The following is a 24,974-nucleotide window of genomic DNA, read 5'->3' as shown; positions in this document are numbered from 1 at the left end:
GCTCTCGGCTCGCTCGGTTCCATGGGCGGCCTGTTCTCCACGACCGTCCTGTACTCGATCGGCTGCGGTGTCGCCGTCGGCGGCGGGCTCGCGCTGTTCATGATCGCCCTGCGCGGTCTGCCGGCGAAGCCAGACCACGAGAAGCAGAAGGCCGCCGAGCGGGCGGGCGAGCTGATCCGGTTCGCCGGCCGGCGCGGCTCGCTGGCCGCCATCGTCGGCCTGGTCGTGCTGCTGCTGACCCGCTGGGCGGTGGCCGGAATCGCGGCCGGCGTCCTCGTCTTCTTCTGGGACCGCCTCTTCGGCGGCGCCGGCGAGGAGCGGGCCGCCATGCGCCGCGTCGAGGCCCTCGCCTCCTGGACGGAGTCGCTGCGCGACACCATCGCGGGCGCGGTGGGCCTGGAGCAGGCCATCCCCGCGTCGGCCCGTGCGTCGGCCCCGGTCCTGCGCCCGCACCTGGACGCGCTCGTCGACCGGCTCCGGAGCCGCACCCCGCTGCCCGAAGCGCTGCAGCACCTCGCCGACGAGATCAACGACGCCTCGGCCGACATCATCGTCGCGGCGCTCATCCTCAACGCCCGTCTGCGCGGCCCGGGTCTGCGCCAGGTCCTCGGCGCACTCGCCAAGTCGGCGCGCGAAGAGGTGGACATGCGCCAGCGGGTGATGGCGCAGCGCGCCTCCACCCGCCGCTCGGTCCAGATCGTCGTCGCCGTCTCCATCGCGTTCGTCCTGGGCCTGTCCATCTTCAACCGCGACTTCGTGGCGCCGTACGGCACGCCGGTCGGTCAGCTCGTACTCGCCTGCGTCTGCGGCCTGTTCGCGCTCGGCTTCTGGTGGCTGCGCAAGCTGTCGACCATCGAGACGCCGGAGCGGTTCCTGGTGCGGGACGAGTCGTCGGTGCAGTTCGTACGGCCCCGGACGCCCACGCAGCCGCAGTCGTCGCAGCACGAAGAGGGGGTACGACGGTGAACCTGACGATGCCGATCCTCGTCGGCGCGGTCCTGGGCCTGGGCATCTTCGCCCTCGTACGGGCCCTCATGCCCTCGAAGCGCAGCGCCGTCTCGCAGGTCGCGCGGATCGACGCGATGCGGGCGCGGGGAGCGGCGTACGAGTCCGCTCGGACGACGGTGGACAAGGGCCGCCTCGGCTCGCTGCGGGCCCAGGTCGGCGAGCGGGTGGCCGAGTTCTACCTCCAGCAGGGCTGGGAGCAGCGCTCGCTGCGCGCCGACCTGTCGGTGCTGGACCGCAGCTGGGAGAAGTTCCTGGCGACCAAGGTGCTGCTGAGCGTGGCGGGCCTGTTCTTCGGCCCGTTCCTGTTCGCGGTGGCCTGGACGCTGGGCGTCGGCAGCAGCCCCGTCATCCCGGTCTGGCTCGCGCTGGCCTTCGCCCTCGTCTTCTTCTTCCTGCCCGACCTCGAGGTACGGCGGGACGCGGCCGAGAAGCGGCGCGACCTGCGGCGCGTGATCGGCGCGTACCTGGACCTGGTGTCGATGAGCCTGGCGGGCGGCCGGGGTCTGCCCGAGGCGCTGATGGCCGCCGCCGAGGTCTCCGACGGCTGGGCGACCCAGCGCATCCGCAACGTGCTCGCCGACGCCCGCATCACCGGCATCAGCCAGTGGCAGGCGCTGGGGCAGCTCGGTGAGGAGATCGGCGTGGAGGAGCTCAAGGACCTCTCCGCCTCCCTCGCCCTGGTCGCGGACGACGGCGCGAAGGTGCGCGAGTCGCTCGCCTCCCGCGCCGAGACCATGCGCCACCGCGAGCTCTCCGAGATCGAGGGCAGCGCGGGCGAGAAGTCGCAGTCGATGCTCGTGGCCCAGTTGCTGCTGTGTGCGGGCTTCCTGGTGTTCCTGATCTTCCCGGCGGCGATGCGGGTGTTCCAGGTGCAATGACCGCCGGGCTTCTGCCTTCCCACGTCTTGTTTCTGCCTCACGACTTCTGACTTCTGCTCTCTGCCTTCTGACTTCTGCCTTCTGAGAGGACAACTCACCATGACGGGACGGAACTTCAACACCGGCATTCCGGCGATGGACTTCCTGGTCACCTTCCTGCAGGGCCGCGTGCAGCGGGTCCGCTCCGGAGAGCTGGACCGCGGCGCCTCGGCGGTCGAGTGGGTCATCATCTCCGCGGTCGTCGTGGCGATCGTCGGCGTGGTGGCCGCGATCATCAACGCCGCGCTGAGCGACGGCGCGAAGAAGGTCTCCAACTGCATCAACGGCGCCAAGGCGAGCGGCACCTGCTGACCGCAGCAGCGACGGGGACGAAGTGATGCCGGCCAACGTGGGCAGATGGATACGCCGCAGGGTGGGGACCGCACGCGAGGCGGCGGCCACCCGCGGTGACTCCGGCATGACCGCGATCGAGTTCGTGCTGCTCACGCCGGTCCTCTTCTTCATGATCTTCGCCACGGTGCAGTTCGCGCTGTACTTCTTCGCCGACCATGTGGCTCAGGCGGCCGCCCAGGCCGGCGCCCGCAAGGCCCGTGCGACGGCGCACGACCAGCCCGGTGCGTGGCGGGGCGAGGCCCGGAGCGTCGTCGACAGCTACATCGGCCAACTGGGCCCGCAGCTGGTGCTGTCGCCGGACGTGAAGATGCTCCAGCCCGCGCAGAACACGGTGGGCGTGGAGATCACGGCGAAGGTGCCGACGGTGTTTCCCGGGCTGGACTTCACGGTCCACGCGCAGTCGGAAGGCCCGGTGGAGAGGTTTGTACGGGAGAACGGTAACTAGCCGATGACTCGCTCCGAACTCTTCTTCGGCTTCCGCGGCTTCCGCGGCTTCCGCTGTCTCCGGGACGACGACCGAGGCCTGTCCGCGATCGAAGTGGTCATCCTGGCCCCGGTGATGATCCTCTTCATCCTCGTCCTGGTCGCCTTCGGGCAGATGGTGGACGGACGCGGAGCGATCGACGGGGCGGCCCGGGACGCGGCCCGCTCCGGTTCCCTCCAGTGGGACGAGGGCAACGCCATGGCCGAGGCCCGCAAGGCGGCCCAGGCCGACCTGACGGACGTCTGCTCCGGACCGGTGGACGTGACCAAGACCAGCGCCGGCTTCGCGGACGCCGACCTGTTCACGGTCGAGGTGAGCTGCCAGGTGCGGGGCCTGGCCATGCTGGGCCTGGACATCAAGACGCACATGTCGGGCTCGTTCACCGCGCCGCTGGACCCGTACAAGAGGAAGGCGTGATGGGGAAGTTGCGGCACGCGCGCACCTGGTGGGAGGCACGCCGGACCCACCTCGACGACCGGGGCTCGGGCGCCGGCGCGGTCATCATCTTCACGCTGGTCTTCCTCTCCCTCTCGGCCTTCGTCATCGACGGGGGCCTGTCCATCTCCAAGCGGGAGCGGGCGGCCGACATAGCGGAGCAGGCGGCCCGTTACGCCGCCCAGGACATCGACCTCGACTCCCTCTACGAGAACGGCGGCGGCGCCGCCCCGATCAACTACCAGAACTGCGACGCCCGGGTGAAGACCTTCGCGCGGCAGATGGACATGTCCGGCGCGGACATCGCCGCGACCCACTGCGTGGCGGCCGACGCCCAGCAGGTCGAGGTCGAGGTGCAGTTGACGTACTCACCGGTCTTCACGGGCATGTTCTACGGCGGCGACGTCGTCGTGCACGGAGAGGGCGTAGCGCAGAACGAGGTCGGCTGAGCCGGCAGGGGTGAGCGGGCACGGGTCCCCGCTCGGGCGTTTCTGGCGAGCCAGTGGGCATAAGCGAGTTCCAGCCGAAATCGCTACGACAGCCCGACGTGAACGTGTGTGACGCACGCCACGAAAATTGCCGCCCGCCACGGCGTAATCCGAGCGCCACTTCTTGCTCTACATGATGCAGAGGCCCCAACCGGCCGCCGCTCAGTCCGACATGCCCGACCGCTCGCCCTGCACGAAACGAGACCCCGCCCGTGTACATAGCCCTGGAGCAGCCCACCGGCGCCCATCTGCTCACGCCCGACGACGACGAGGTGGCGGTGCCGGTGACCCTCCGGTACACCTCCGACGACCCGCTGGCGGTGCACCTGGTGTTCCCGGCGTGGATCTCGCTGGACGAGGAGGAGGTGACCTGGACCTTCGCCCGCAGCCTCCTGGCGGAGGGCCTCGCCGCGCGGGCCGGCCTCGGCACCGTACGCCTGCGCCCGCACGGCCCGTCCCACACCGTCGTGGAACTCCACACCCCGGACGGCACGGCGGCGGTCCGCTTCGAGACAAGGGCCCTCCACCGCTTCCTGACCCGCTCCTACGAGGTCACGGAGCGGGGCGGCGAGCCGGCGGAACCGGCGCTGGACCGGGGAGTGGCTTCGCTGTTCGGGGCGGCGTGAGAACGGAAGAGGGTCACTTGTCGCCGGAGCCGCCGCCCGTGCTGCCACCGCTCCCGTCCGGCTTGACCGCGTCGTGGGCCTTCTTCACGAGGTCGACGTCGAGCTTCTTGAACTCGCGGACGACGGCGTCGGACATGTCGGCGAGCGCGTCGAACGACTGGGGTGGCGTGTCGAATGGCACGGTGCCTGGCTCATCGCGGAGTGGGGCACACAGAGTGGTACTCCGCGTGAGGCGGGGATCGAAGAACTTGTTGAGTTCGCCACGGCGCGGTTGTACGACTAGTGGTCGGCTCACAGGCGGCGCTCACCCCGTCGGTGCCGATCGTGCCGTTCAGCATGGACCGCCTCGGCCGGGAGATGGACGAGACGCAGGCCGCCCAACCATCCGATGCGATCGCAGAGCGGAATGAGTAAATTCGACCTTACAGGGACTTCGGAACCCTGGGTGATCTTCGTTCCTCAAGAGAGGCCCGAGATCCGGCAAGAACTGACGGCACTGGAGGCGAAGGGCGGACGGGTTTACCACCTCAAGTCTCGCGCTCTGACGACCGAGCAAGGAATCTTCTCCTCATTCGCGGATGTCTTGCGGTTCCCTGGCTATTTCGGCCGGAACTGGGACGCGGTGGTGGATTGCCTGGGCGACCTGTGCGGTGCAGCCACGGGGCGAGTCGGGGTCGCGGTCGTCGTTCATGGCGCGGATCAGTTGCTGAAGGCGGAACACTTCCCACTGTTCGTGTCGGTCCTCTGTCAGGGCGCGGATCGCGCGAACTCGGTAGTGGATCTCGATGGGTTCTCCATGGGCCGACCCGCCATCGGCGAGCATTTCGTGTTGGAGTTCGATGAGTTCGACTCTGCGGAGATCGCCTCCCGGGTGCGGCAGCCTGACTTGACCATCACGGCTGGGGACCGTTGGGTGGGGGCGGCCCTCAATCCCGCGGAGTGGCAGTGATGGACTGGGTGAGCGGTGATGGTGTGCCGTACATCGACGACCCTGCCTTGGTGGACGCCGCGTTCGAGCGAGGTGAGCGGGATCTTGGCTCGGCGGTGATCGGGCTGGCCTTCAACTGCTCACTGGAGGAGGCGTCGCCTCGCATTGTCAGGGCGATGCGGCTGGCCGAGGCCATGCAGCGGGGGTTCGCTTTCACCGCCGCGGGTGTAGCGGCCCGGCTCCATGGGGAGTTGACGCCGGAGTTGTATGCCGCGCTGCGAGCGGAAGGAGCCAAGGGGCTGGCCGTATACGCCATCAACGACACACTGGCGTATGTGCCGTTTCGGAAGTTGCCGCCCTGGTTCAAGTGGCAATGGGTGTTGGGCATGGTGCGGAATGCCGTGGAAGGCTGGTGGCTGCGGCTCGCGGATGCGGTTGTTGATGCCTGGCGGGCTCTGCGCGAGCGTCGAGTCCGGGGATCTGGGGGGCCGAAATGATGGTGCGGTACGCCTCGGTATCCGAGACGGCGGCCGGGTCAGACGGCCTCGGGTGAGGGGCTCGTCTTGAGGGCGTTGATGAATGTGGTGAAGGACGTGGCGGGGAGAGACAGGATGCCTCTGGCAGGGTCTTTCGAGTCGCGTATGGCCACGTGCGTGTGGTGGTTCGCTATCTCCACGCAAGCGTCGCCCTGGCCGCCACCCGAGTAGGACGACTTCTGCCAGATGCCTGTGGTCCTCATGTCCCTACAGCTCCCTTGCCAGCCTGTGGATGAAGTCGCGTGAACGCTCAGGTTCGAGCGACACCGCCTTTACCCTACGGAAGAGTGTTCGGTATCGGCTGAGTTGGGCTTCGGCGTCGATGAACACGGGGCCGTTGGGTCCGTCGCGTACCACTGTGTCCAGTCGGGGGACGTGACCGCCCGCGTACACCATCGCACTTCCGGCCCCGCCGAAGCCGTCCAGATCGAAGGGGACGACGCGCACTGCGACGTGGTCAGCTTCCGAGAGAGTCAATACCTGGGCGAGTTGAGCCCGTGTCGCGGCCCGGTCGCCGACCCTGATGCGCAGCGCCGCCTCGTGGATCACTGTCTCGTACCGGACCGGGGTGAGGCGCTCGATGATGACCCTGCGCTTCATCCGGTGTTCCACCCAGCGTTCGACCTCAGCGGCCGGGAACTCCGGGTTCACGTACGAGAAGAGCGCGCGGGCGTAGTCCGGAGTCTGCAGCAGCCCTGGGATGTGCAGGAACTCGACGTCCGACCGGTAAATCGCGGAGTACTCGAGCTCGGGCAGGTCCAGAAACGGTGTCGGCAGAATGCCCCGGTACTCTTCCCACCAGCCACTCGTCCGCTCGGTCGCCATGGAGACCAGGGCGTCGATCAACTCCTCATCTGAGCATGCGTAGTTGGCGGCGAGGCGGCGCAGGCGCTGCTCACTCACACCCACAATCCCGGACTCGATCTGGCTCATCTGTACAGAGTCGGCCCCGATCAGCTCGGCGGCTTCCCGCGCCTTGAGCCCTGCGGCCTCGCGCAGTTTCCGTAGCTCGCGTCCAAGGCGTACCTGGCGTGCGGTGGGCGGCTGGCGGCGCGGCATCAGCTTCCTCCCTGCCCCCAACCGTGCGGAGGCCGTAGCTCGTTCGTGGGTGAGATTACGGCAATGACTTGCGCGGAGTTAATTTTAACTCCTACGTTCAGTGATGCGCCGAACGCACCGCGAAACCGCCGGGTCCCGGAAGCGCACCACTCCGTCATGCCATGACGGCTGCGGCACTGCCACCGACCGCGACCGCGGTGAAATCCGCCAACTCCCCCTCTCTCACAGGAGTTCAGCCATGCCGGAAAACGATCCGTGGGAGTACTCCCTCTACATCCCGCACGATCCCCGCGCCGTCACCGTCTGCCGGCGTACCCTCCGCCTGATCCTGACCATGCACGGCCTGATCCGGTTGGTCGACACCGCGGAGCTGCTCGCGGCGGAGCTGGTCTCCAATGCCGTACGTCATACGAAGGGGCCCGCGGCGCTACGGCTGCGCTGGTCGGCCGGAGTGCTGCGGATCGGGGCGTGGGACGCGAGCCCTGAACCGCCGGAGCCGCCGCGGGTGTTGGAGCAACTCACCGAGCTGGAGGAAGGGCGGGGGCTCGCTCTGGTGCGGGCCTGCTCCGACCTCTGGGGGTGGCAGCCGCTGGCCAGGGGCGGGAATCGCGGCAAGTACGTGTGGTGTGACCTCGTTGCGGCGTAACTCGTTGATCGCGTCGTATGGGAGGGAGAGTTGATGGTCAGCTCGTCGCACGAGGGTCTGCACCAGATCTGCCAGAAGGACCCGGCAGGTTTCACGCGCACCCTGCAGCGTGTGTTGCACATCCCGATTCCCGAACCGCGTGAGTTCGCGGTGCTCAACGCCGACCTCACGGAGATCGAGCCCGTCGAGCGGCGCGTGGATACGCTGTTGCCGGCGGAGACGGATGTAGGGACGTACCTTCTGGTCGTCGAGTCGCAGGGCAAGCGGGACGAGGACAAGCGGGGGAGCTGGGCGTACTACCTCTCCTACTTGTACGCGAAGTACCGCTGGGAGCCGGTTCTGATCGTCCTCACCCAGAGCAGGTCCACAGCCCGCTGGGCGATGCAGCCGATCCTCCTCGGTCTGCCGGGCTGGCACTCGCTCACCGTACGGCCGCTTGTGTTGAGCCCGGAGAACGTGCCATTGATCGCCGACGAGGCGGAAGCCCAGCGGGACGTGTTCCTCGCGGCCTTCTCGGCGATGACGCATGGTAAGGGCCCAGGCGCCGCTGCCATACTGAAACCGCTGGCCGGCAGCCTTGGCGACCACCGACACCGACAGCGCGGGGATGCTCGCGCAGTTCGTCGAATCATGCCTGGTCGATACCCAGGCCAAGGAGATCTGGAAGGAGCTGATGATGCCGGTCAACTACTTCTTCCGGCACGAGGTCGCCGAGAAAGTCCGTGCGGAGGCGCGCGAAGAAGGTCGCGAAGAGGGTATCGAGCAGGAGCGTGCCTCGATGGTTCTGCGGATCCTCGACTGGCGTGGTGTGCCGGTGCCTGACTCCGTTCGCGACCAGGTCAAGGCTTGCTCCGACCTGGAGCAGCTCGATGTGTGGGCCCAGCGGGCAGTCCATGCGGCGAGGGCGGAGGATCTGTTCGCCGACGGCAGGGACTGATCCGCTCGTTCGTAGGCCGCCTCAGCGGTTGACGGCCTGGATCTCCTGGACGTTCATGTCCTGGGTCGTGTCGAAGGTGCCGTCCGGGAGGTCGCCCTTGGCTCCGCCCGTGCCCTCCCAGGAGACCTGCCAGGTGATGCTGGCCTTCAGGTGGTACGGGGTGCCGTTCGTGGCGTGGAGGTAGGTGATGCCGCAGGGCGGGGTCTGCTTGGCGTCGCCGGTCTTGTACGGGGTGCCGATCGAGCCGTCGTCGTTGATCTTGCAGTCGCCGGAGGCCGGGTAGGTCGTCGCGTCCTGCGTGCCCGGGTCCAGGTGGAGGGCGACCGGCTTGGCGGTCGTCTCGGCCCAGAGGTTGGTGCGGGGGAGTTCGGCGCGGACCTTGATCTCCTTGAACTTGCCCTTGTCCAGCCAGACCCAAGTGGGCAGGTTCACCGTCGACTTGGCGGTGGGCTTGACCTCGATCTCGGTGTCGGGGACCTGCACCTTGTTGTAGGCGTACTCGGCGAGCATCTTCGGCGTGGGGGCGTGGGCGACCTTGGGGACCACGTTTGCGTCCTGCCAGAACATGATCTTGCCGCAGTCCCAGGAGTCGGGATCGCTCTCGTCCGGTGCGACGCTGCGCCAGAAGTAGCCGTCCTTGCCGATGTTCCAGTTCTTGTAACCCTCGGCGGTGCTGTTCGTGTCGTCGAAGTTGTTTTCCGGCTTGCCGTCACGATAGTGGTCCGTCCACAGGCCCTTGCCGAACCAGGACTCGTGGATGCCCACGTCGCCGTCGCCGTCGTTGGCGTTGACGAAGTCCTTCAGCTCCTGGCCGGTGAAGACGGGTTCGTACCAGCAGGCCGGGGGCTTCCAGCTGACGTCCACGGAGGCCAGGCTGCCGCGCTTGCCGCCGGCGGGGCCGCTGACCTGGCGGACCTTGATTGTGGAGTAGGTGGCGGAGGCGTACACGTTTTTACCGTGCTTGCCGCCGTGTGTTCCGCTGTTGGTGCCTCCGCCGCCGACCGCTCCGGCGGGTACGGCGACGAGGAGGACCCCGGCGATGGCAGCGATCGACGCCGCTGTTACGTGTCCGGGCCTCATCGTCAGCAGCCACCCCTCTTGGCGCGCGTGGAGATGTTCTGCCAAACGCCGTTGGGGTTCTTGGTCAGAGTGACCGTGTAGAACACCTTGGGGTCGGTGCCCTTGGGGTTCCCCTGGACTTCCTTCGTCTTACGGTCCCTCGTGTACGCCTTGCTTTCGTCCGTGCAATACGTCACTACGGCGCGCGTCTGCTTGTTGCCAAGGAGGGTGGGCTTGGGGTCGTACGCGGGCAGCTTTCCGAAGACGGTGAGGTTCTTGCTCGTATACGTCTTGATCCACTGCTGGTCCTGCGAGAGGCCCGATGCGGTGTCGTAGAACGCGAGGGCGTCGCCTCCGTCAGGCTTGTTGGCGATGATCGCCGCATATCCGGCTCGGAGTTGTTCCTTGGTGTCGTTGAGGACTGCCTGTTCGACGGCATCGCTGCTTGTCCAGTTCTCGAACGTCAGCTGGAACTCGCTCGGGAGCGTGATGCCGGGGCGCTTGATCCCGGAGGACTGCGACGCCGAAGCCGAAGGGCTGCTCGACCCCGTGTCCGCCCCCTTGATGTCCCCCGAAGACGACTTGTCCCCACCGCACCCGGTGAGCAGAAGCGCCCCCGCGACAGTGATCGCGGCAGCAGTGATCGGCAGTGCGCGGCGGGCCACGGTTGATCTCCCCCGTTGTCGGCTGTGTGCAACGGGGAACGAAGCTATCAGGGGCGGGTAAGAGGGTCTGGCGTGCCGGTGGGGGATTGTGTGGGGGATGTGAGGAGTGTGGCGTGACCAGCGCTGGGGCGTGGATCGTAGGCAAGTGAACCCTTGATGACGGGGGCCGCAGGGATCAATCGGGCTTAGGGGGGCACGGGGTGACTTACTGGGTAACGGGCGTGCCCTCGCCGCCTTGTCCGGCCTTCGACGTCCCAAATAAGAGTCCATAAGATCTCTGTAGGCTCACTAGCCTCACTTAGCCCCACACCCACCGCACCTCGCACACCAGGCACCGCTCACCACTCACCACTCAACCCAGGACACCGCCATGCCGCGACGCAGCACCTCAAGCTCGACGGGACGCTCGACGGGCAACTCGACGGCCTCTACGGGGCCGAGGAACCGGACGCCGCAAGCCGTCCGTATCCGGCGGCGTTCGTTCGGGGACTTCGTCAAGGCGTTCTTCGCGTTCGTGGCGTTGCTCGTGCTCGTGGTCGGGGTGCCCGGTGCGCTCGCCGTGCTGATCGGGTGGCCGCTGCCGCACGGGGTGCCGAGCCTGGACTGGCTGCAGCAGGAGATCACCGTCACGACCTTCCTGCACATCCTGACCGTCGTCGTGTGGCTGGCCTGGGCCCAGTTCACCGCCTGCGTGCTGGTCGAGGTGAAGGCCGCCCTGTCCGGGGTCGGGGTGCCCGGGCGGGTTCCCGGGGGCGGGCCCAGTCAGCTGCTCGCGCGGCAGCTCGTCGCCGCCCTGCTGCTCGTCGGCGCGACCGCCGCGAGCCTCACGCCGGGGCTGTCGCAGCTGGGGCACAGCCTGGAAGGGAACCAGAAGCCCACCGTGGCCGCGGCGCAGGCGACCCCCGGGATCTTCGCGCAGCAGCAGGAGCAGGCGGCCAGCACCGCCGCCGCCCTCGCCGAGCAGGCCTCGCACGCGCAGGCCGACGCCGGCAGCACCGCCAAGCAGCACGGCGACACGAAGTACTACCGGATCCAGCCGCCCGAGGGCCGCCACCACGACTCCCTCTGGGAGATCGCCCAGCGGCACCTCGGCGACGGACGCCGGTACAAGGAGATCTACGAGCTCAACAAGGACCGTGTCCAGCCCGACGGTTCGCGGCTGTCCGAGGCCAGCCTCATCCGCCCCGGGTGGATCATGGAGATGCCCGGCGACGCGCACGGCGGCGAACTCGTCGAGGCGCCCGACACCCATGCCGCGCCCGGCGTCCAGCAGCAGATCCACGACTACGCCAAGTCCGGCGACCACGCCCAGGGCAGCAGTCATGCCCAAGGCGGCGGCCACCACGCTCAGCAGGTCTCCGTCCCCCAGCAGCGCCCCGCCGCCGACGGCGCCCGGCAGCACACCGCGCCCGCCGCAACCAGCTCCCACGGCGCCGGCAGCGCCTTCGGCCTGCCCCAGGCCCTCATCGGCGCCCCCCTCCTCGCCGCCGGTCTCCTCGGTGCACTCGGGCGGCGGCGCCGGCAGGCGCTGTGGCAGTCGGCGCTCGGTGCGGTCGGCGGGCGGCGCGGCATGGAGCCGCCGATGCCGACCGGCGACGCCGCGGACGCGCAGGACGCCCTGCTCGTGGGCGCCGACCCCGACGGCGTACGACTGCTGGACCGGTCGCTGCGGGGCCTCGCCGCCCAGCTCGCCGGTGAGTCCCGCGCCCTGCCCACCGTCTACGCCGCCTGGCTCAGCAACGGTGATCTGCACCTGCAACTCGCCCAGCCCGCCGGGAAGCCGCCCGCGCCCTGGCAGCTCGGGCAGGACCAGACGTTCTGGATGCTCGCCCGCACCGACGCCGAGCGGTACGAGGACGGCGACACCGCCGCTCCCTACCCCGGCCTCGTCAGCCTCGGGACCATGGACGACTCGCGGCTCCTGCTCAACCTGGAGTCCGTGCCCGGCATCGTCTCCCTGAGCGGCCGTGAGGCCGACCGGGCCGCCGTCTTCGCCTCGGTCGCCGCGGAGCTGGCCACCAACGGGTGGTCGGACCGCATGACCATCACCCTCGTCGGGTTCGGCGAGGACCTGACCCCGCTCGCGCCCAACCGGCTGCGTCACCTCGACGGCATCGACGACCTCGTCGAGACCATGGAGGCCGAGACGCGGCAGCGGAGGGGAGCGCTCGGGGCCGCCGGCCACGACTCCGTCCTCACCGGGCGTACGGGGCCTGCCCAGCACACCCGTTGGGCCCCGCACCTCGTCCTGCTCGCCGCGCAGCCCTCCGCCGAGGACGCCGTCAAGCTCGCCGAACTGGCCTCCGACGCGAGCCGGCTCGGCATCGGCTACCTCGTCGGCACCGAGACCGGCGATCTGCCCGGCGCCGCCTGGGAGATGGAGGTCACCAGCGAGGGCAAGCTGCTCGCCCCGCTGCTCGGGCTCGAACTCGACGCCCAGATGCTGCCGTTGGCCACCCAGCGCGCCGTCGTCGAGCTGTTCGTGGAGGCCGACCCCGAGCGCGACCCGCAGGGGCCGACGCCCACCCCGCCGTTCCTCGTCGACGTCAGCGAGCAGGGCCGCCCGGCGGTGTACGCGCGCCTCGTCGGCCCGTACGAGATCATCGGCCTCGGCACCCCGGACGGCGACCGGAGCGCGCTGCTGCACGAGGCGCTCGCGCTGCTGCTCCTGCACCGTGAGGGCGTGCACCCGCGGGTGCTGTCCTCCGCGCTGTGGCCGCGGGGTGTCACCGAGGACGTACGGGACGCGCTGCTGGAGCGTCTCGCGGACTGGCTCGGCGCCGATCCGGACGGCAGCCCGCGGCTGTCCGCCGACGCGACGGGGCGGCTGGTGCTCGCCAAGTCCGTGGTGTCCGACCTGGATGTGCTGCGCTCGCTCTACCACGAGGCCACGCAGGGCAAGGGCGTCGACAGCCGTGCCGTGCGCGGGCGGCTGCTCACCGACGCGCTGGTGCTGGTGCGCGGCCCGCTGCTCGCCGACCGGCCCGAGGGCCGCTACGGCTGGCTCACCCACGAGATCATCGACGCCCAACTCCCGCTGCTCGTCGCGGACATCGGCCTCGCGCTGTCCGCCTTCCACCTGGAGAAGGACCGCGCGGAGAAGGCGATCGAGGCGCTGGGCGCGGCCCTGGGCTCCGCCCCCGCCGACGAGCGGCTCTGGAACGAGCTGCTGCGCGCCACCCACGCCACCGGTGACGCGGACCGGCTGCAGACCCTCGCCGCCGACCTCGTGAACCGCAGTGGTGCGCGCGGACTGCCGCCGCGCACCGAGGCGTTGCTCGACGAGCTGCTGCCGTCCTGGCGCAGCGGCGCCGCCGCCGTGGGATGAACGGCGGTGTGAGCACGACCCTGCTGATCGCCGTCGCCGCCCTGTGGGGCGCGGCGGCGGGAGCGCTGCTGCCGCGGGCCGCGTACCGCTTCTCCGCGCCGTCCGGAGAGGACTGGCGCGACCGGTGCCCCGGCGGGCATCCCGTGGCCGGGTGGCTCGGCCGGGCGCGCTGCGCTCAGTGCGCCTCCGCGGAATCGGTCTACGGATCGGCGGCGTCCACGATCGTCGCCACCGCTCTCGTCTGCGCGGCCCTCGCCGCCGCCACCGGCACCCGGCCCGAGCTGGGCGTCTGGCTGCTGCTCGGGCCCGTCGGCGTGCTGCTCGCGGCCGTCGACCTCCGGGTGAAGCGGCTGCCTGACGTGCTCACTCTGCCGCTCGCGGCCGGTGCGCTCGTCCTGCTCGGCGTGGCCGCCCTGCTGCCCGAGCACGCCGGCGACTGGTTCACCTCCCTCTACGGCGCCCTCGCGCTCGGCGGCGGCTTCTTCCTTCTGTTCCTGATCAACCCAGGAGGCATGGGCTTCGGCGATGTGAAGCTGGCGCTCGGCCTGGGCGCCGTCCTGGGGTGGTACGGCTGGCCGACCCTCATGCTGGGCACGTTCGCCGCGTTCCTGCTCGGGGCGCTGTACGGGGGCGCCCTCGTCGCCGTGCGGCGGGCCGGGCGCAAGACGGCCATCGCGTTCGGGCCGTTCCTGATCGCCGGGGCGTTCGCCGGCCTCCTCATCGGCGCCTACGCCGCCTGACGGCATCCGGGGTTCACGCCGCCTGACGGCATCCGTGGCCTACGCCGCCCGACGGCATCCAGGGCGCGCGCGGCCTGACGTCGGACGCACGAAACGCCTGGCGTACGCTGGTCTGGTCTGTCCACAACCCTTGACGAAAGGGACGCCCCGGTGACCGAGAAGGCCGACCTTCAGTCCGTCCTCGACCGTGCCGCCGCCGGTGGGCGGATCACCCCCGAGGAGGCGCTCGACCTCTACCGCGACGCCCCGCTGCACGCGCTCGGCGCCGCCGCCGACGCCGTGCGCCGCCGCAAGTACGCGGGCACCGAGCACATCGCGACGTACATCATCGAGCGCAACATCAACTACACGAACGTCTGCGTCACGGCGTGCAAGTTCTGCGCCTTCTACGCCGCGCCCAAGGACACCGCGAAGGGCTGGACGCGCGACCTCGACGACATCCTGCGGCGCTGCGCCGAGACCGTCGAGCTGGGCGGCACGCAGATCATGTTCCAGGGCGGGCACCACCCGGACTACGGCGTCGAGTACTACGAGCAGCACTTCGCCGCCATCAAGAAGGAGTTCCCGCAGCTCGTCATCCACAGCCTGGGGGCGAGCGAGGTCGAGCACATGGCGCGGATCTCGAAGGTCTCCGTCGAGGAGGCGATCCAGCGCATCCACGCCGCCGGTCTCGACTCCTTCGCGGGCGCCGGCGCCGAGCTGCTCCCCGAGCGGCCGCGCAAGGCGATCGCACCGCTGAAGGAGTCCGGCGAGCGCTGGCTGGAGATCATGGAGACCGCGCACCGGCTGGGCGTGGAGTCCACGTCCACCATGCTCATGGGCACCGGCGAGACCAACGCCGAGCGCATCGAGCACCTGCGGATGATCCGTGACGTACAGAACCGGACGGGCGGCTTCCGCGCGTTCATCCCGTACACCTACCAGCCCGAGAACAACCACCTGAAGGGCCGTACGCAGGCCACGCTCTTCGAGTACCTGCGGATGATCGCCATCGCGCGGCTGTTCATGGACAACATCCAGCACATCCAGGGCTCCTGGCTGACCACGGGCAAGGAGGTCGGCCAGCTGTCGCTGCACTACGGCGCCGACGACCTCGGCTCGATCATGCTGGAGGAGAACGTCGTCTCCTCGGCCGGCGCCAAGCACCGCTCCAACCGGCTCGAGATCATCGACCTGATCCGCAAGGCCGGGCGCGTCCCGGCCCAGCGGACGACGACGTACGAGCACATCGTCGTGCACGACGACCCGGCGGACGACCCCGTGGACGAGCGGGTCATGTCCCACATCTCCTCCACGGCGATCGCGGGCGGCACGGCCCACCCGGAGCTGAAGCTCCTGGCGTCCAACTGACTCGCCTCCAACCGGCCTACCCGTGCTGACGATTCACGCCGCCGACGAGGTCCGGTACACCTGGGACGGTACGGAGCCCGTCAAGGATGGTGCCGTCGCGGTAGTGGGGATACGCATCGCCGCCGTGGGCCAACTCGCGGAGGTACGGGAGGAGTTCCCGGACGCGCGCGTGCGCAGCTGGCCCGGCACCCTGGGGCCGGCGCGTATCCACGAAGGGCCGCTCCCGGACGCCCCGTCGCCGCGCGAGCGCATCCACGCCGTGCTGAAGCTGGGCGCGGTCGCGGTCCTGGAGCAGTACGTCGACTCGCCCGAACTGCGGGCCGCGGCCGAGCGGAACGACGTCGTCGTCCTTGAGCGCACCCGGCCCACGGCGATCATCCCGACCGGCCGCGCCGACCTCGCCGTGTTCGACGGGACCGGCGCCTGCATCGCCACGGTGTGCGCGGGGCGCCTGGTGCACCGGCGCCGCTGACCAGGACGGCTCAGCCCGCGAGCGCCTTCCCGAAGGCCCCCGAACTCTGCTTCACCCCACTGCAGTTGGTCGCCGCGTCGTCCCGCGTCGGCTTCCCCTTCTCGCACTGCTGATCCCGGAACGTCGCCCACATCGACACCCACGCGATCCCCTTCTGCTCCGCGAACGTCCGCACCTGCGCCGCGTCGGAGAGCGTGAACGTCTCGGCGGTGATGTCGTTCACGCCGATCATCGAGGTGAGCGCCATCCCCTGCCAGGCGCCGGCGTCGGACAGGCCGAACACCTTCTTCAGCTGCGCGTGGGCGGCCTTCGCCGAGGTGAGGGCGTAGTCGCCCATGTCGCCGGTGTACGACTCGCCGTAGTTCATGGTCATGAGATCGACCGTGGCGACCTGGACGTCGTACTTGTTGGCCGACTCCAGCAGCGCCAGGCTGCCGGAGTCCAGCCCGGACGGCATGACCGGCAGCGTGAAGGAGACCTCCAGGTCGCTCCGCTCCTTCTGGAGCAGGGCGATCGCCTCGGAGCGCAGGGCGATCGAGTGGGAGTCGGTCAGCCCGTCGCCCTCGATGTCGAAGTCGGCGCGGGTGGCGCCGGCCGCGTCCAGGGCCTTGCCGTACGCCGCCGCCAGCGCGGACGCGCTGTCGCAGGTCGACGCCAGCTCCTTGCCCGAGGCACCGCCGAACGAGACGCGGACGGAGCCGCCGTCCTTCGTCAGCTTCGATATCCGGGACTTCACCGCCGGGTCGCCCAGGGCGTTCTCGCCGTTCCACTTCGGTGTGCAGCCGCTGCCGTCGGAGATCACGAAAGCCAGGTTGTACGTCGACGGGGAGCCACTGGAGTCGGTGCCGGAGGCGTCCGTGGCGCTCACGTAGGGGGCGTACGACGTGCCGGACGACCCGGCGGCCGACGCGGCACCGGACGCCCCGGGCTGCTGCGTGGTGTCGGTGCCCCCGCCCGAGCCCGCGGAACAGCCCGCCGTGGCCAGGGCGAACAGACAAGTGAGCCCGGCCACCGGCTTCCGGAAACTCGGCATTCGCATGCACCCGCTCTCGTGATTTCTGTCTCAGCCTCGAAACAAAGGCTCATTCGAAAGGGAAACGTCTCACACGGAGCCGGTGTTCATGAAACCGGCTCATGCACAGGAAACACAGGGGAGGAAGGGGGTTGAGCTGGACCATTCGGGCAGGCGGAACGGGACATTCGGCCCCTTCCTCCTCGTGTGGAGTTGTGCAGGCATTCACGATATTCCACAGGCGGGAGACAGTCTGCGGCGTTTCTCATATCTGCCTCACAAGAAGGCGCGACCCGGTCACATAAAGACTCCCTAACGTCTGGGGAATGCATTCCGAGCCTGCCATCGAAAACCATGCGACCGGGCATGGTCGCCGCCGCGAACGCGGTATCGGGCCCGCCGAGGGGCCCGTGTTCGTTGACAACTCCGGGCGCCGGTCCAAGCTGCTGCGCCGGATCGGCCTCCTCGCCGGCGTGCTCTGCCTCGGGTACGCCGGCGTGCTGGGCCTGGCCTTCATGGGGATCGGCACCGGGACCCCGTCCTCGCTGCTGCCCTTCGCGGGCGGCGGCCCCGGCGGCGCCGCGCCGCAGGGCGGCGCCGGCACCCCGCGCGCACGACCCGGCGGCACGCCGCCCGCGGGCACCGCCCACGGCAGGCGCCCGAGCTCCGCCCCGTCCGCGTCCGCCGCCCCGTCCGCGTCCGCCTCCGCCACCACGGCCGGATGACCGGGACGCGGCCACTGCCATGACGACGACATCCACCCCTCGCGGCCGCCGCCGGGCCCCGAGCCGTATGCAGCGGGCGGCGGGCAGGGCCGCGGCGCTCCAGAGGCCGCGCGTCATCCTCGTGCTGCTGCTCCTGCTGGGCCTGACCAGCGTCATGCTGCTCGACGGCTATCTGCGTGCCGAGGTCGGCGGCGACGAGCGCGTGCGCACCGGGGCCAGTTCCAGCAAGGTCCCCGACAAGATCATCGACGGCGGCCCGATCCTCACCTTCCGGGGCGGGCGGGCCGCGACGGTCTCGGTGCCGAAGAAGACCATCGCCCTCACCTTCGACGACGGCCCGAACCCCACGTACACACCCCAGGTGCTGAAGATCCTGCAGGAGAACGACGTCCCGGCCACGTTCTTCCTGGTCGGCTCGATGGTCTCGCGCTACCCGGGCATCGTGCGTGACATGGTCCAGCAGGGCAGCGAGGTGGGGATCCACACGTTCACCCACGTCGACCTCTCGTACCAGAGCGACGCCCGCGTCGACCGGGAGATGGAGCAGACCCAGCTCGCGCTCGCGGGCGCGGCCGGCATCACGACCACCTTGTTCAGGGCGCCGTACTCCTCGGAGACGGACGCCATCGACAACTACAGCTGGCCCGTCTACAAGCGGCTCGGGCAGGAGGGGTACACCAGCGTCTTCGTCGACACCGACAGCGACGACTGGAAGAAGCCGGGCGTCTCGAAGATCGTCGACTGGGCCACGCCCAAGGGGACGTCGGGCGCGGCGGTCCTCATGCACGACGCGGGCGGCGACCGTGAGCAGACGATCGCGGCGCTGCCCGCGTACATCAAGAAGATGAAGGCGAAGGGCTACACCTTCACCACCGTCAGCGGCGTCATCGAGAAGCAGAACGCGGGCAGCCGGCAGACGGCGGCCCGGGGGACCGGAGCCGCCGCGGCGGCCGCCACCCCGGGTGCCACGGGCGAGCAGCCGGGCACCGGCCCCAACCGGCAGGCGGCCCAGGGTGGTTCGGCCGCCGGCCGTCTCCAGGCCGCTCACCGCAAGGCCACCGGCGCGACCCTCTACGAGGGCAAGGCGCTGATCGTCGCCGTCGCCGTGGCCGAGTACGCGCTGCCGGTGCTCTCGGTCGGCCTGATGGTGGTGGGCGTGGCCGTCATGGGCCGCTTCGGGATGATGGTGATCCTCGCCCGGCGCCACTACAGACAGCGCAACCGACGCCGGTTCGCCTGGGGGCCGCCGGTCACCCGGCCGGTCAGTGTGATCGTCCCGGCGTACAACGAGAAGGAGTGCATCGCCAACACCCTCGAGTCGCTGTCGAGGAGCACCCATCCGATCGAGGTCATCGTGGTCGACGACGGCTCCACGGACGGTACCTCCGAGATCGCGCGCGAGGCGGCGTACGCGCTCGGCATGACCAACGTCCGGGTGATCCGCCAGGAGAACGCGGGCAAGCCGGCCGCTCTCAACAACGGTGTGCGCAGCGCCAGTTGCGACCTCGTCGTGATGATGGACGGCGACACGGTCTTCGAGCCGGAGACCGTACGCCGGCTCGTGCAGCCCTTCGCCGACCCCGGAGTCGGCGCGGTCGCCGGCAACGCGAAGGTCGGCAACCGCAACACGGTCATCGGCGCCTGGCAGCACATCGAGTACGTGATGGGCTTCAACCTCGACCGCCGCATGTACGACCTGCTGCGCTGCATGCCCACCATCCCGGGCGCGATCGGCGCGTTCCGCCGCGAGGCGGTGCTCCAGGCCGGCGGCATGAGCGAGGACACCCTCGCCGAGGACACCGACATCACCATCGCCATGCACCGCGCGGGCTGGCGGGTCGTCTACGAGGAGCACGCCAGGGCCTGGACGGAGGCGCCGGGTTCGCTCAAGCAGCTGTGGTCGCAGCGCTACCGCTGGTCCTACGGCACCATGCAGGCCCTGTGGAAGCACCGCAAGTCCCTGACGGACAAGGGGCCTTCGGGCCGCTTCGGCCGGGTCGGCATGCCACTGGTGGTGATCTTCCAGATCGTCACGCCCGTCTGCGCCCCGCTGATCGACGTGTTCACCGCCTACTCGATGGTCTTCGTCGACTTCACGGCGGCGCTGCTGGCCTGGCTCGCGGTGCTCGCGGTGCAACTGGTCTGCGCGGCCTACGCGTTCCGCCTGGACCGGGAGAAGTACCGGTACCTGCTGATGATGCCGCTCCAGCAACTGGCCTACCGCCAGATGATGTACCTCGTCCTCATCCACTCCTGCATCACCGCCCTCACCGGCGGCCGCCTGCGCTGGCAGAAGCTGAAGCGGACCGGCGAGGTCGGAACGCCGGCGGGGGTGAGCTGACGTGGGCTCGCACCGACGAGGGGCAGCCGCCACTGCGCCGGGCGCGGCCGGAACCGACGTCCGGAGCACCGCCTCGCTCCCACAACTCCCCTCACGCGACCGGTACTTCGACACCCTGCGCGCCGTAGCCCTGGTCAGGGTCGTCGCCTACCACACCTTCGGCTGGGCCTGGGCCGGCCTGGTCTTCCCCTCCATGGGCATCATGTTCGGCCTGGCCGGCACCCTGATGGCGAAGTCCCTCGAACGCCCCGCGCCGAAGGTGCTGAGGAGCCGCCTCAGACGCCTGCTCCCGCCGTTCTGGTTCTGGGGCGTCTTCGTGGTCCTCGCGATGCTGATCCACGGCTGGATGCCGGGTTGGCAGATCGTCTACTGGATCGTGCCGCTCGGCGACCCGCCGGGCAACGCGTGGGGCGAGCAGGCGTGGGAGATCCTCTGGTACCTGCGGACGTACCTCTGGTTCGTCCTGCTGTCCCCGCTGCTCCTGTGGATCTTCCGCCTCGCCCCGGTCCCCGTCCTGCTGCTGTCCCTGGCCCCGGTCCTGGTCCTGAACTTCCTCTGGTCCGGCCCGGACAACCGCTTCGGCAGCGCCCTGTGGGACCTGTCGACGTACCTCTTCTGCTGGATTCTCGGCTTCGCCCACCGCGACGGCGTCCTGCAGCGGATGAGGCCGGCCCCGGTCGCCGTGGTCTCGCTCGCCGCGATGGCCTACGGCGGCTGGTACGCCTTCGCCCACCAGGCCGACTTCGGGACGTACGACCTCGACGAGAACCCGCTCGCCCAGGCCTTCTGGTCGGCCGGCTTCGTGATGCTGCTGATGTGGGCGAAGGCGCACTTCCGGATCGACTTCGCCGGGCTGAGGCGCTTCAGGCGGCTGGACCGGACGGTCACGGTCTTCAACGCGCGCGCCGTGACGATCTACCTCTGGCACGAGATCGCGCTGATCCTGGCGGTCCCGCTGATCGACCTGTTCTGGAACGTGCCCGCGTTCGAGACGTACCTGCCGCTCGACAGCCAGTGGTTCATGTTCGGCATCGGCTGGCTGCTGATCGCGGTGTTCGTCCTGCTGTGCGGCTGGGTGGAGGACGTGGCCGCGAAGAAGAAGCCGCGACTTCTTCCGTGAGGGCGGGCTGCAACAATGGCGAGGTGACCCGCGCCTCCCTGAACAAGCAGCCGCACGAAGTCGCCTCGATGTTCGACGACGTGGCGGAACGGTACGACCTGACCAACGACGTGCTGTCGCTCGGCCAGGACCGGGTGTGGCGCAAGGAGGTGGCCAGGGCGGTCGACGCCCGGCCCGCGCAGAAGGTCCTGGACCTCGCGGCCGGCACGGCGACCTCCTCGCTGCCGTTCGCGCGCACCGGCGCCTACGTCGTCCCGTGCGACTTCTCGCTCGGCATGCTCCAGGTCGGCAAGCAGAAGCACCCCTGGCTGCCGCTGACCGCGGGCGACGCGACCAGGCTGCCGTTCCGCGACGACGTCTTCGACGCCGTCACGATCTCCTTCGGGCTGCGCAACGTGCAGGACTTCGACGGGGCCCTGCGCGAGATGTACCGGGTGACCAGGCCCGGCGGCCGGGTGGTGATCTGCGAGTTCTCGCACCCGACCTGGGCGCCCTTCCGCACGGTCTACACCGAGTACCTGATGCGCGCCCTCCCGCCGGTCGCCCGCACGGTCTCGTCCAACCCCGACGCCTACGTCTACCTCGCCGAATCCATCCGTGCCTGGCCCGACCAGCCCGCGCTGGCCGAGCGGCTGCAGAAGGCCGGCTGGTCGAAGGTGGCGTGGCGCAACCTCACGGGCGGGGTGGTGGCCCTGCACCGCGGGTTCAAGCAGAGCTGACGACGTACGGGTCGCCCGGCTCGTCGAGTTCGCGCTGGAGTCCGCCGGTCGGCGGCCCTGGGATGCGCGGCTCGCGCACGCCGCCGCCGCCCTCTCCCTCGCCGAAGTCGAACCACACGTAGATCACGGAGTCCCGGGGCACCTCGGCGTTGGGCTGCGGGTACTGCCGTACGACGTACTCGACGACGGTCTGGTGGAAGTCGGGCCGATCCGGCGCGTTGAGGAAGAGGCCGGTCGCCTCTGCCGTCTTGCGCGCGTCCATGGCCATGAGTCCGACAAGTCGCGGTACGCGTACTTCGGGCGTCTTGGGCGTTATGCGCACAGATGTCACCCCCAGCGGTACTGGAAGGGTAACCGCAAGGGGGTGTCGTCCGGAAGCGCCAAGTGTCTTTCTGTAGCAGTCGGTTACTCGGTGTGACCGATCTGGAGGCCGAGTCCGAAGCAGAGTGCCTCCTCGTCGAGCTGCGGGTGCCGGTATGTCTCCCGCAGCTCCATGCCGAGGCGCTTCGTGACAGCGATGGACCGTTCGTTTCCGGGTCTGACCATCGCCACGACCTCCGGGACCCCGGCCGCCCTCAGCCGCTCCAGCGTCATCTGCGCGGCCGCGGTGGCGTACCCCTTGCCCCAGAACCCCCGTCCGAGCCGCCACCCGATCTCTATCTCGCCCGCCGGACCCCAGTCCCGCGGCCACGGCTGGGCGCCGGTGAAGCCGACGACCCGCCCGGAGTCGTCGACCATGGTCCACAGGCAGAAGCCCCGCTCGGCGTCGTGCCGGCGCTGGCGCGCGGTGAGCTCCTCGTAGACGGACAGCTCCGCGGACGTGCGGCCGTGGAACTCCATGACCTCCGGGTCGTCGAAGATCCGGTGCCAGGCGACCGCGTCCTCGTCGGTGGGGACGCGCAGCCGTACGACGGGGAGAGCTCGGTTCACGAGGGCAGCCCTTCAGCCGGGTGATCAGTGCTGCTGAATAGACTGCCCCTGTCCCGTGCCGTTCGGCACCGAGATTTCGAACTTGGGGAGATCCCGCCGTGACCGTCGCGACCGAGCCGCTCTCCGGGAACACCGCCGATGTCATCGTCGTGGGCGCGGGGCCGGCCGGCTCCACGACCGCCTACCACCTCGCCAAGTCGGGCCTCGACGTCCTGCTGCTGGAGAAGACCGAGTTCCCGCGCGAGAAGGTCTGCGGCGACGGCCTCACCCCTCGCGCCGTCAAACAGCTCGTGGCCATGGGCATCGACATCTCCGAGGAAGCCGGCTGGCTGCGCAACAAGGGCCTGCGCATCATCGGCGGCGGCAGCCGCCTCCAGCTCGACTGGCCGGATCTCGCCTCCTTCCCCGACTACGGCCTCGTCCGCAAGCGCGACGACTTCGACGAGCAGCTCGCCCACCAGGCCCAGAAGGCGGGCGCGCGGCTCTACGAGCGCTGCAACGTCGGCGCCCCGATCGTCGACGAGCGCACGGGCCGCATCACCGGCGTGCACGCCAAGCTCGGCGACGAGAAGCGCGAGGTCACCTTCCACGCGCCGCTGGTCGTCGCCGCCGACGGCAACTCCACGCGGCTGTCGCTGGCGATGGGCCTGCACCGCCGCGAGGACCGCCCGATGGGCGTGGCCGTGCGGACGTACTTCGAGTCGCCCCGCCACGACGACGACTACCTGGAGTCCTGGCTGGAGCTGTGGGACCGCCGCGGCGCGCAGGACCGGCTGCTGCCCGGCTACGGCTGGATCTTCGGCATGGGCGACGGCACGTCGAACGTCGGCCTCGGCGTCCTCAACACCTCGGCGTCCTTCAAGGACCTGGACTGGCGCGAGGTCCTGAAGGCCTGGTGCGCCTCCATGCCCGAGGACTGGGGCTACACCCCGGACAACATGACCGGCCCGATCCGCGGTGCCGCCCTGCCGATGGCCTTCAACCGCCAGCCCCACTACACCAGGGGCCTGCTTTTGGTCGGCGACGCCGGCGGCCTGGTGAACCCCTTCAACGGCGAGGGCATCGCCTACGCCATGGAGTCCGGCCAGATCGCCGCCGACGTCATCGTCCAGGCCCACGCCCGCCCGACGCCCGCGAGCCGCGAACTGGCCCTGCAGCGCTACCCGCGCGTCCTGAAGGACACCTACGGCGGCTACTACACGCTGGGCCGCGCCTTCGTGAAGCTCATCGGCAACCCGAAGGTCATGAAGATCGCGACCCAGCGCGGCCTGACGCACCCGGTGCTGATGAAGTTCACCCTGAAGATGCTGGCGAACCTGACCGACCCGACCGGCGGCGACGCCATGGACCGCATCATCAACGGCCTGAGCAAGGTGGCCCCGAAGGCGTGAGTCAGCGGCTCAGTGCCTCGACGTTGGCGGCCCGGCGGGCGAACACCTCGTCGCGCCGGTCCGCCACCTGCCGCAGGGCGTCCTTGCGCCCGCGCACGGAGAGCCGGTCCAGGTAGACCCGGCCGTTGCAGTGGTCGGTCTCGTGCTCCAGGCAGCGGGCGAAGTACCCGGTGCCCTCGACGGTGACCGGCTCGCCGTCCTTGTCGAGGCCGCGCACCACGGCCCGGTCCGGGCGCGGTACGTCCATCACGGCACCCGGCACCGACAGGCACCCCTCGCCCTCGTCGAGCAGCCGGCGCCCGGCGGGGGCCAGGGCGTCGAGGACCGGATTGACGATGTGCCCGACATGCCGGACCCCGTCGTCGTCCGGGCAGTCGTAGACGAACAGCCGCAGGCCGACGCCGACTTGGTTCGCCGCGAGCCCCGCGCCCTCGGCGACGTACATCGTCAGGAACATGTCGTCGATGAGCGCGGCGAGATCGGGCCCGAACTCGGTGACGTCCCGGCACGGCTTGTGCAGCACCTCCTCGCCGACCTCGGTGATGCGCCGCACCGAGCCGCGCCGGGCCTCGGGCGCCAGCGGAGGATACGACTCGACGGGCCTGCCTTGTACGAACACGCTGGGCATGTCTGTGTCTCCCTGTGGTTGTGAGGATGCTGTGGGTGGCGGGAAAAGCGGGTTCCGGCCCGCGGAGCCCCTCCCT

28 protein-coding genes and 1 pseudogene are annotated in these 24,974 nt (G+C 69.8%); 20 read left to right on the top strand and 9 right to left on the bottom strand.

All coding sequences use genetic code 11. From position 1 onward, the window contains the following. The first annotated feature begins 21 nt into the window (after positions 1–21). From ACIBN2_RS34820 to ACIBN2_RS34790, 7 genes are all read left to right on the top strand, one after another. Positions 22–966, top strand: coding sequence for a type II secretion system F family protein (locus ACIBN2_RS34820; RefSeq protein WP_399140661.1), 945 nt, complete (start codon positions 22–24; stop codon positions 964–966). After that, positions 963–1,886 carry a type II secretion system F family protein gene (locus ACIBN2_RS34815; RefSeq protein ID WP_399140483.1) on the top strand — a complete coding sequence of 308 codons (924 nt, stop codon included), beginning with the start codon at positions 963–965 and terminating at the stop codon, positions 1,884–1,886. Before ACIBN2_RS34820 ends, ACIBN2_RS34815 begins: the two co-directional genes overlap by 4 nt. A 99-nt stretch (positions 1,887–1,985) precedes the next feature. Then, the gene (locus ACIBN2_RS34810) at positions 1,986–2,237 is read left to right on the top strand and encodes a hypothetical protein (RefSeq protein WP_399140481.1); all 252 of its coding nucleotides are present in this window, start codon (positions 1,986–1,988) and stop codon (positions 2,235–2,237) included. A gap of 25 nt (positions 2,238–2,262) precedes the next feature. Beyond that, the gene (locus tag ACIBN2_RS34805) at positions 2,263–2,724 is read left to right on the top strand and encodes a TadE family protein (protein ID WP_399140479.1); all 462 of its coding nucleotides are present in this window, start codon (positions 2,263–2,265) and stop codon (positions 2,722–2,724) included. Positions 2,725–2,727: 3 nt separating this feature from the next. Next, positions 2,728–3,180 carry a TadE/TadG family type IV pilus assembly protein gene (locus tag ACIBN2_RS34800; protein WP_399140477.1) on the top strand — a complete coding sequence of 151 codons (453 nt, stop codon included), beginning with the start codon at positions 2,728–2,730 and terminating at the stop codon, positions 3,178–3,180. Next, the gene (locus ACIBN2_RS34795) at positions 3,180–3,647 is read left to right on the top strand and encodes a TadE/TadG family type IV pilus assembly protein (protein ID WP_399140476.1); all 468 of its coding nucleotides are present in this window, start codon (positions 3,180–3,182) and stop codon (positions 3,645–3,647) included. The genes ACIBN2_RS34800 and ACIBN2_RS34795 overlap by 1 nt, the downstream gene beginning before the upstream one ends. Before the next feature lie 251 nt (positions 3,648–3,898). Continuing rightward, the gene (locus tag ACIBN2_RS34790; RefSeq protein ID WP_399140474.1) at positions 3,899–4,312 is read left to right on the top strand and encodes an SsgA family sporulation/cell division regulator; all 414 of its coding nucleotides are present in this window, start codon (positions 3,899–3,901) and stop codon (positions 4,310–4,312) included. Between the two features lie 13 nt (positions 4,313–4,325). On the opposite strand, the gene ACIBN2_RS34785 is transcribed toward ACIBN2_RS34790, so the two are convergent. Then, positions 4,326–4,493 carry a hypothetical protein gene (locus ACIBN2_RS34785; protein WP_399140472.1) on the bottom strand — a complete coding sequence of 56 codons (168 nt, stop codon included), beginning with the start codon at positions 4,491–4,493 and terminating at the stop codon, positions 4,326–4,328. Positions 4,494–4,718: 225 nt separating this feature from the next. On the opposite strand from ACIBN2_RS34785, the gene ACIBN2_RS34780 reads away from it, so the two are divergent. Next, on the top strand, positions 4,719–5,261 hold the full coding sequence (locus ACIBN2_RS34780) for a barstar family protein (RefSeq protein ID WP_399140470.1): 543 nt from the start codon (positions 4,719–4,721) through the stop codon (positions 5,259–5,261). Next, the gene (locus ACIBN2_RS34775) at positions 5,261–5,737 is read left to right on the top strand and encodes a hypothetical protein (RefSeq protein ID WP_399140468.1); all 477 of its coding nucleotides are present in this window, start codon (positions 5,261–5,263) and stop codon (positions 5,735–5,737) included. The genes ACIBN2_RS34780 and ACIBN2_RS34775 overlap by 1 nt, the downstream gene beginning before the upstream one ends. A 38-nt stretch (positions 5,738–5,775) precedes the next feature. Here ACIBN2_RS34775 and ACIBN2_RS34770 read toward each other — a convergent pair whose 3' ends face one another. Together ACIBN2_RS34770 and ACIBN2_RS34765 are read right to left on the bottom strand one after the other, a co-directional pair. Next, positions 5,776–5,979 (bottom strand): DUF397 domain-containing protein, encoded by a 204-nt coding sequence (locus ACIBN2_RS34770; RefSeq protein WP_399140467.1) that lies wholly within the window; start codon positions 5,977–5,979, stop codon positions 5,776–5,778. A 4-nt stretch (positions 5,980–5,983) separates the two neighbouring features. Further along, positions 5,984–6,835 carry a helix-turn-helix domain-containing protein gene (locus tag ACIBN2_RS34765; RefSeq protein WP_399140465.1) on the bottom strand — a complete coding sequence of 284 codons (852 nt, stop codon included), beginning with the start codon at positions 6,833–6,835 and terminating at the stop codon, positions 5,984–5,986. A gap of 238 nt (positions 6,836–7,073) precedes the next feature. Between ACIBN2_RS34765 and ACIBN2_RS34760 the strand changes: the two genes are divergently transcribed. Next, the gene (locus ACIBN2_RS34760) at positions 7,074–7,481 is read left to right on the top strand and encodes an ATP-binding protein (RefSeq protein ID WP_399140464.1); all 408 of its coding nucleotides are present in this window, start codon (positions 7,074–7,076) and stop codon (positions 7,479–7,481) included. A 33-nt stretch (positions 7,482–7,514) separates the two neighbouring features. Next, positions 7,515–8,418 (top strand): annotated as a pseudogene (locus ACIBN2_RS34755) (hypothetical protein). A gap of 21 nt (positions 8,419–8,439) precedes the next feature. Here the strand turns inward: ACIBN2_RS34755 and ACIBN2_RS34750 are convergent. Both ACIBN2_RS34750 and ACIBN2_RS34745 read right to left on the bottom strand, forming a co-directional pair. Continuing rightward, positions 8,440–9,498 carry a hypothetical protein gene (locus ACIBN2_RS34750; RefSeq protein ID WP_399140462.1) on the bottom strand — a complete coding sequence of 353 codons (1,059 nt, stop codon included), beginning with the start codon at positions 9,496–9,498 and terminating at the stop codon, positions 8,440–8,442. 2 nt (positions 9,499–9,500) lie between these two features. After that, entirely contained in the window at positions 9,501–10,142 is a 642-nt protein-coding gene (locus ACIBN2_RS34745) for a hypothetical protein (protein ID WP_399140460.1), read from the bottom strand. A gap of 370 nt (positions 10,143–10,512) precedes the next feature. Between ACIBN2_RS34745 and ACIBN2_RS34740 the strand changes: the two genes are divergently transcribed. The 4 genes from ACIBN2_RS34740 (at position 10,513) to ACIBN2_RS34725 (ending at position 16,032) form a co-directional block, all read left to right on the top strand. Continuing rightward, the gene (locus ACIBN2_RS34740; protein WP_399140458.1) at positions 10,513–13,470 is read left to right on the top strand and encodes a BTAD domain-containing putative transcriptional regulator; all 2,958 of its coding nucleotides are present in this window, start codon (positions 10,513–10,515) and stop codon (positions 13,468–13,470) included. Then, on the top strand, positions 13,467–14,210 hold the full coding sequence (locus ACIBN2_RS34735) for a prepilin peptidase (RefSeq protein WP_399140456.1): 744 nt from the start codon (positions 13,467–13,469) through the stop codon (positions 14,208–14,210). Before ACIBN2_RS34740 ends, ACIBN2_RS34735 begins: the two co-directional genes overlap by 4 nt. Before the next feature lie 150 nt (positions 14,211–14,360). Then, entirely contained in the window at positions 14,361–15,560 is a 1,200-nt protein-coding gene (mqnC, locus tag ACIBN2_RS34730; protein ID WP_399140454.1) for a cyclic dehypoxanthinyl futalosine synthase, read from the top strand. Positions 15,561–15,582: 22 nt separating this feature from the next. Beyond that, entirely contained in the window at positions 15,583–16,032 is a 450-nt protein-coding gene (locus ACIBN2_RS34725) for an imidazolonepropionase-like domain-containing protein (protein WP_399140452.1), read from the top strand. Between the two features lie 10 nt (positions 16,033–16,042). On the opposite strand, the gene ACIBN2_RS34720 is transcribed toward ACIBN2_RS34725, so the two are convergent. Continuing rightward, positions 16,043–17,065, bottom strand: coding sequence for a chitinase (locus ACIBN2_RS34720; RefSeq protein WP_399140450.1), 1,023 nt, complete (start codon positions 17,063–17,065; stop codon positions 16,043–16,045). Between the two features lie 389 nt (positions 17,066–17,454). On the opposite strand from ACIBN2_RS34720, the gene ACIBN2_RS34715 reads away from it, so the two are divergent. From ACIBN2_RS34715 to ACIBN2_RS34700, 4 genes are read left to right on the top strand one after another with little or no spacing between them, the layout of a single operon-like run. Continuing rightward, the gene (locus tag ACIBN2_RS34715) at positions 17,455–17,769 is read left to right on the top strand and encodes a hypothetical protein (protein ID WP_399140449.1); all 315 of its coding nucleotides are present in this window, start codon (positions 17,455–17,457) and stop codon (positions 17,767–17,769) included. A gap of 19 nt (positions 17,770–17,788) precedes the next feature. Further along, a complete protein-coding gene (locus ACIBN2_RS34710; protein WP_399140447.1) occupies positions 17,789–20,110 on the top strand; it encodes a bifunctional polysaccharide deacetylase/glycosyltransferase family 2 protein in 2,322 nt (773 codons plus the stop codon). Between the two features lies 1 nt (position 20,111). After that, positions 20,112–21,230: an acyltransferase gene (locus ACIBN2_RS34705; protein ID WP_399140445.1), complete on the top strand. Its 1,119-nt coding sequence runs from the start codon at positions 20,112–20,114 to the stop codon at positions 21,228–21,230. Positions 21,231–21,253: 23 nt separating this feature from the next. Further along, the gene (locus ACIBN2_RS34700) at positions 21,254–21,949 is read left to right on the top strand and encodes a demethylmenaquinone methyltransferase (RefSeq protein ID WP_399140443.1); all 696 of its coding nucleotides are present in this window, start codon (positions 21,254–21,256) and stop codon (positions 21,947–21,949) included. Here ACIBN2_RS34700 and ACIBN2_RS34695 read toward each other — a convergent pair. Both ACIBN2_RS34695 and ACIBN2_RS34690 read right to left on the bottom strand, forming a co-directional pair. Beyond that, positions 21,936–22,271, bottom strand: a complete 336-nt coding sequence (locus ACIBN2_RS34695) for a PASTA domain-containing protein (protein ID WP_399140441.1) — start codon at positions 22,269–22,271, stop codon at positions 21,936–21,938. The two genes, ACIBN2_RS34700 and ACIBN2_RS34695, sit on opposite strands and share 14 nt — an antisense overlap. 83 nt (positions 22,272–22,354) lie before the next feature. Next, positions 22,355–22,879: a GNAT family N-acetyltransferase gene (locus tag ACIBN2_RS34690; RefSeq protein WP_399140440.1), complete on the bottom strand. Its 525-nt coding sequence runs from the start codon at positions 22,877–22,879 to the stop codon at positions 22,355–22,357. A 98-nt stretch (positions 22,880–22,977) separates the two neighbouring features. On the opposite strand from ACIBN2_RS34690, the gene ACIBN2_RS34685 reads away from it, so the two are divergent. Beyond that, entirely contained in the window at positions 22,978–24,270 is a 1,293-nt protein-coding gene (locus tag ACIBN2_RS34685) for a geranylgeranyl reductase family protein (protein ID WP_399140439.1), read from the top strand. Between the two features lies 1 nt (position 24,271). Here ACIBN2_RS34685 and def read toward each other — a convergent pair whose 3' ends face one another. Further along, complete coding sequence (gene def / locus ACIBN2_RS34680) at positions 24,272–24,898, bottom strand: peptide deformylase (protein WP_399140437.1); 627 nt, start codon at positions 24,896–24,898, stop codon at positions 24,272–24,274. Positions 24,899–24,974: the final 76 nt, after the last annotated feature.

Source organism: Streptomyces sp. NPDC050534 (assembly GCF_044457745.1).
GTDB lineage: Bacteria > Actinomycetota > Actinomycetes > Streptomycetales > Streptomycetaceae > Streptomyces.
This window is presented reverse-complemented; position numbering and strand designations above follow the sequence as displayed.

What these genes read in the sequence shown, in the direction of transcription:
- def (WP_399140437.1), bottom strand. Translation starts at nt 24,898, where the DNA reads ATGCCCAGCGTGTTCGTACAAGGCAGGCCCGTCGAGTCGTATCCTCCG.
- ACIBN2_RS34760 (WP_399140464.1), top strand. Translation starts at nt 7,074, where the DNA reads ATGCCGGAAAACGATCCGTGGGAGTACTCCCTCTACATCCCGCACGAT.
- ACIBN2_RS34740 (WP_399140458.1), top strand. Translation starts at nt 10,513, where the DNA reads ATGCCGCGACGCAGCACCTCAAGCTCGACGGGACGCTCGACGGGCAAC.
- ACIBN2_RS34710 (WP_399140447.1), top strand. Translation starts at nt 17,789, where the DNA reads ATGACGACGACATCCACCCCTCGCGGCCGCCGCCGGGCCCCGAGCCGT.
- ACIBN2_RS34750 (WP_399140462.1), bottom strand. Translation starts at nt 9,498, where the DNA reads ATGAGGCCCGGACACGTAACAGCGGCGTCGATCGCTGCCATCGCCGGG.
- ACIBN2_RS34765 (WP_399140465.1), bottom strand. Translation starts at nt 6,835, where the DNA reads ATGCCGCGCCGCCAGCCGCCCACCGCACGCCAGGTACGCCTTGGACGC.
- ACIBN2_RS34720 (WP_399140450.1), bottom strand. Translation starts at nt 17,065, where the DNA reads ATGCCGAGTTTCCGGAAGCCGGTGGCCGGGCTCACTTGTCTGTTCGCC.
- ACIBN2_RS34810 (WP_399140481.1), top strand. Translation starts at nt 1,986, where the DNA reads ATGACGGGACGGAACTTCAACACCGGCATTCCGGCGATGGACTTCCTG.
- ACIBN2_RS34770 (WP_399140467.1), bottom strand. Translation starts at nt 5,979, where the DNA reads ATGAGGACCACAGGCATCTGGCAGAAGTCGTCCTACTCGGGTGGCGGC.
- ACIBN2_RS34800 (WP_399140477.1), top strand. Translation starts at nt 2,728, where the DNA reads ATGACTCGCTCCGAACTCTTCTTCGGCTTCCGCGGCTTCCGCGGCTTC.
- ACIBN2_RS34795 (WP_399140476.1), top strand. Translation starts at nt 3,180, where the DNA reads ATGGGGAAGTTGCGGCACGCGCGCACCTGGTGGGAGGCACGCCGGACC.
- ACIBN2_RS34775 (WP_399140468.1), top strand. Translation starts at nt 5,261, where the DNA reads ATGGACTGGGTGAGCGGTGATGGTGTGCCGTACATCGACGACCCTGCC.
- ACIBN2_RS34780 (WP_399140470.1), top strand. Translation starts at nt 4,719, where the DNA reads ATGAGTAAATTCGACCTTACAGGGACTTCGGAACCCTGGGTGATCTTC.
- ACIBN2_RS34735 (WP_399140456.1), top strand. Translation starts at nt 13,467, where the DNA reads ATGAACGGCGGTGTGAGCACGACCCTGCTGATCGCCGTCGCCGCCCTG.
- ACIBN2_RS34805 (WP_399140479.1), top strand. Translation starts at nt 2,263, where the DNA reads ATGCCGGCCAACGTGGGCAGATGGATACGCCGCAGGGTGGGGACCGCA.
- ACIBN2_RS34820 (WP_399140661.1), top strand. Translation starts at nt 22, where the DNA reads ATGGGCGGCCTGTTCTCCACGACCGTCCTGTACTCGATCGGCTGCGGT.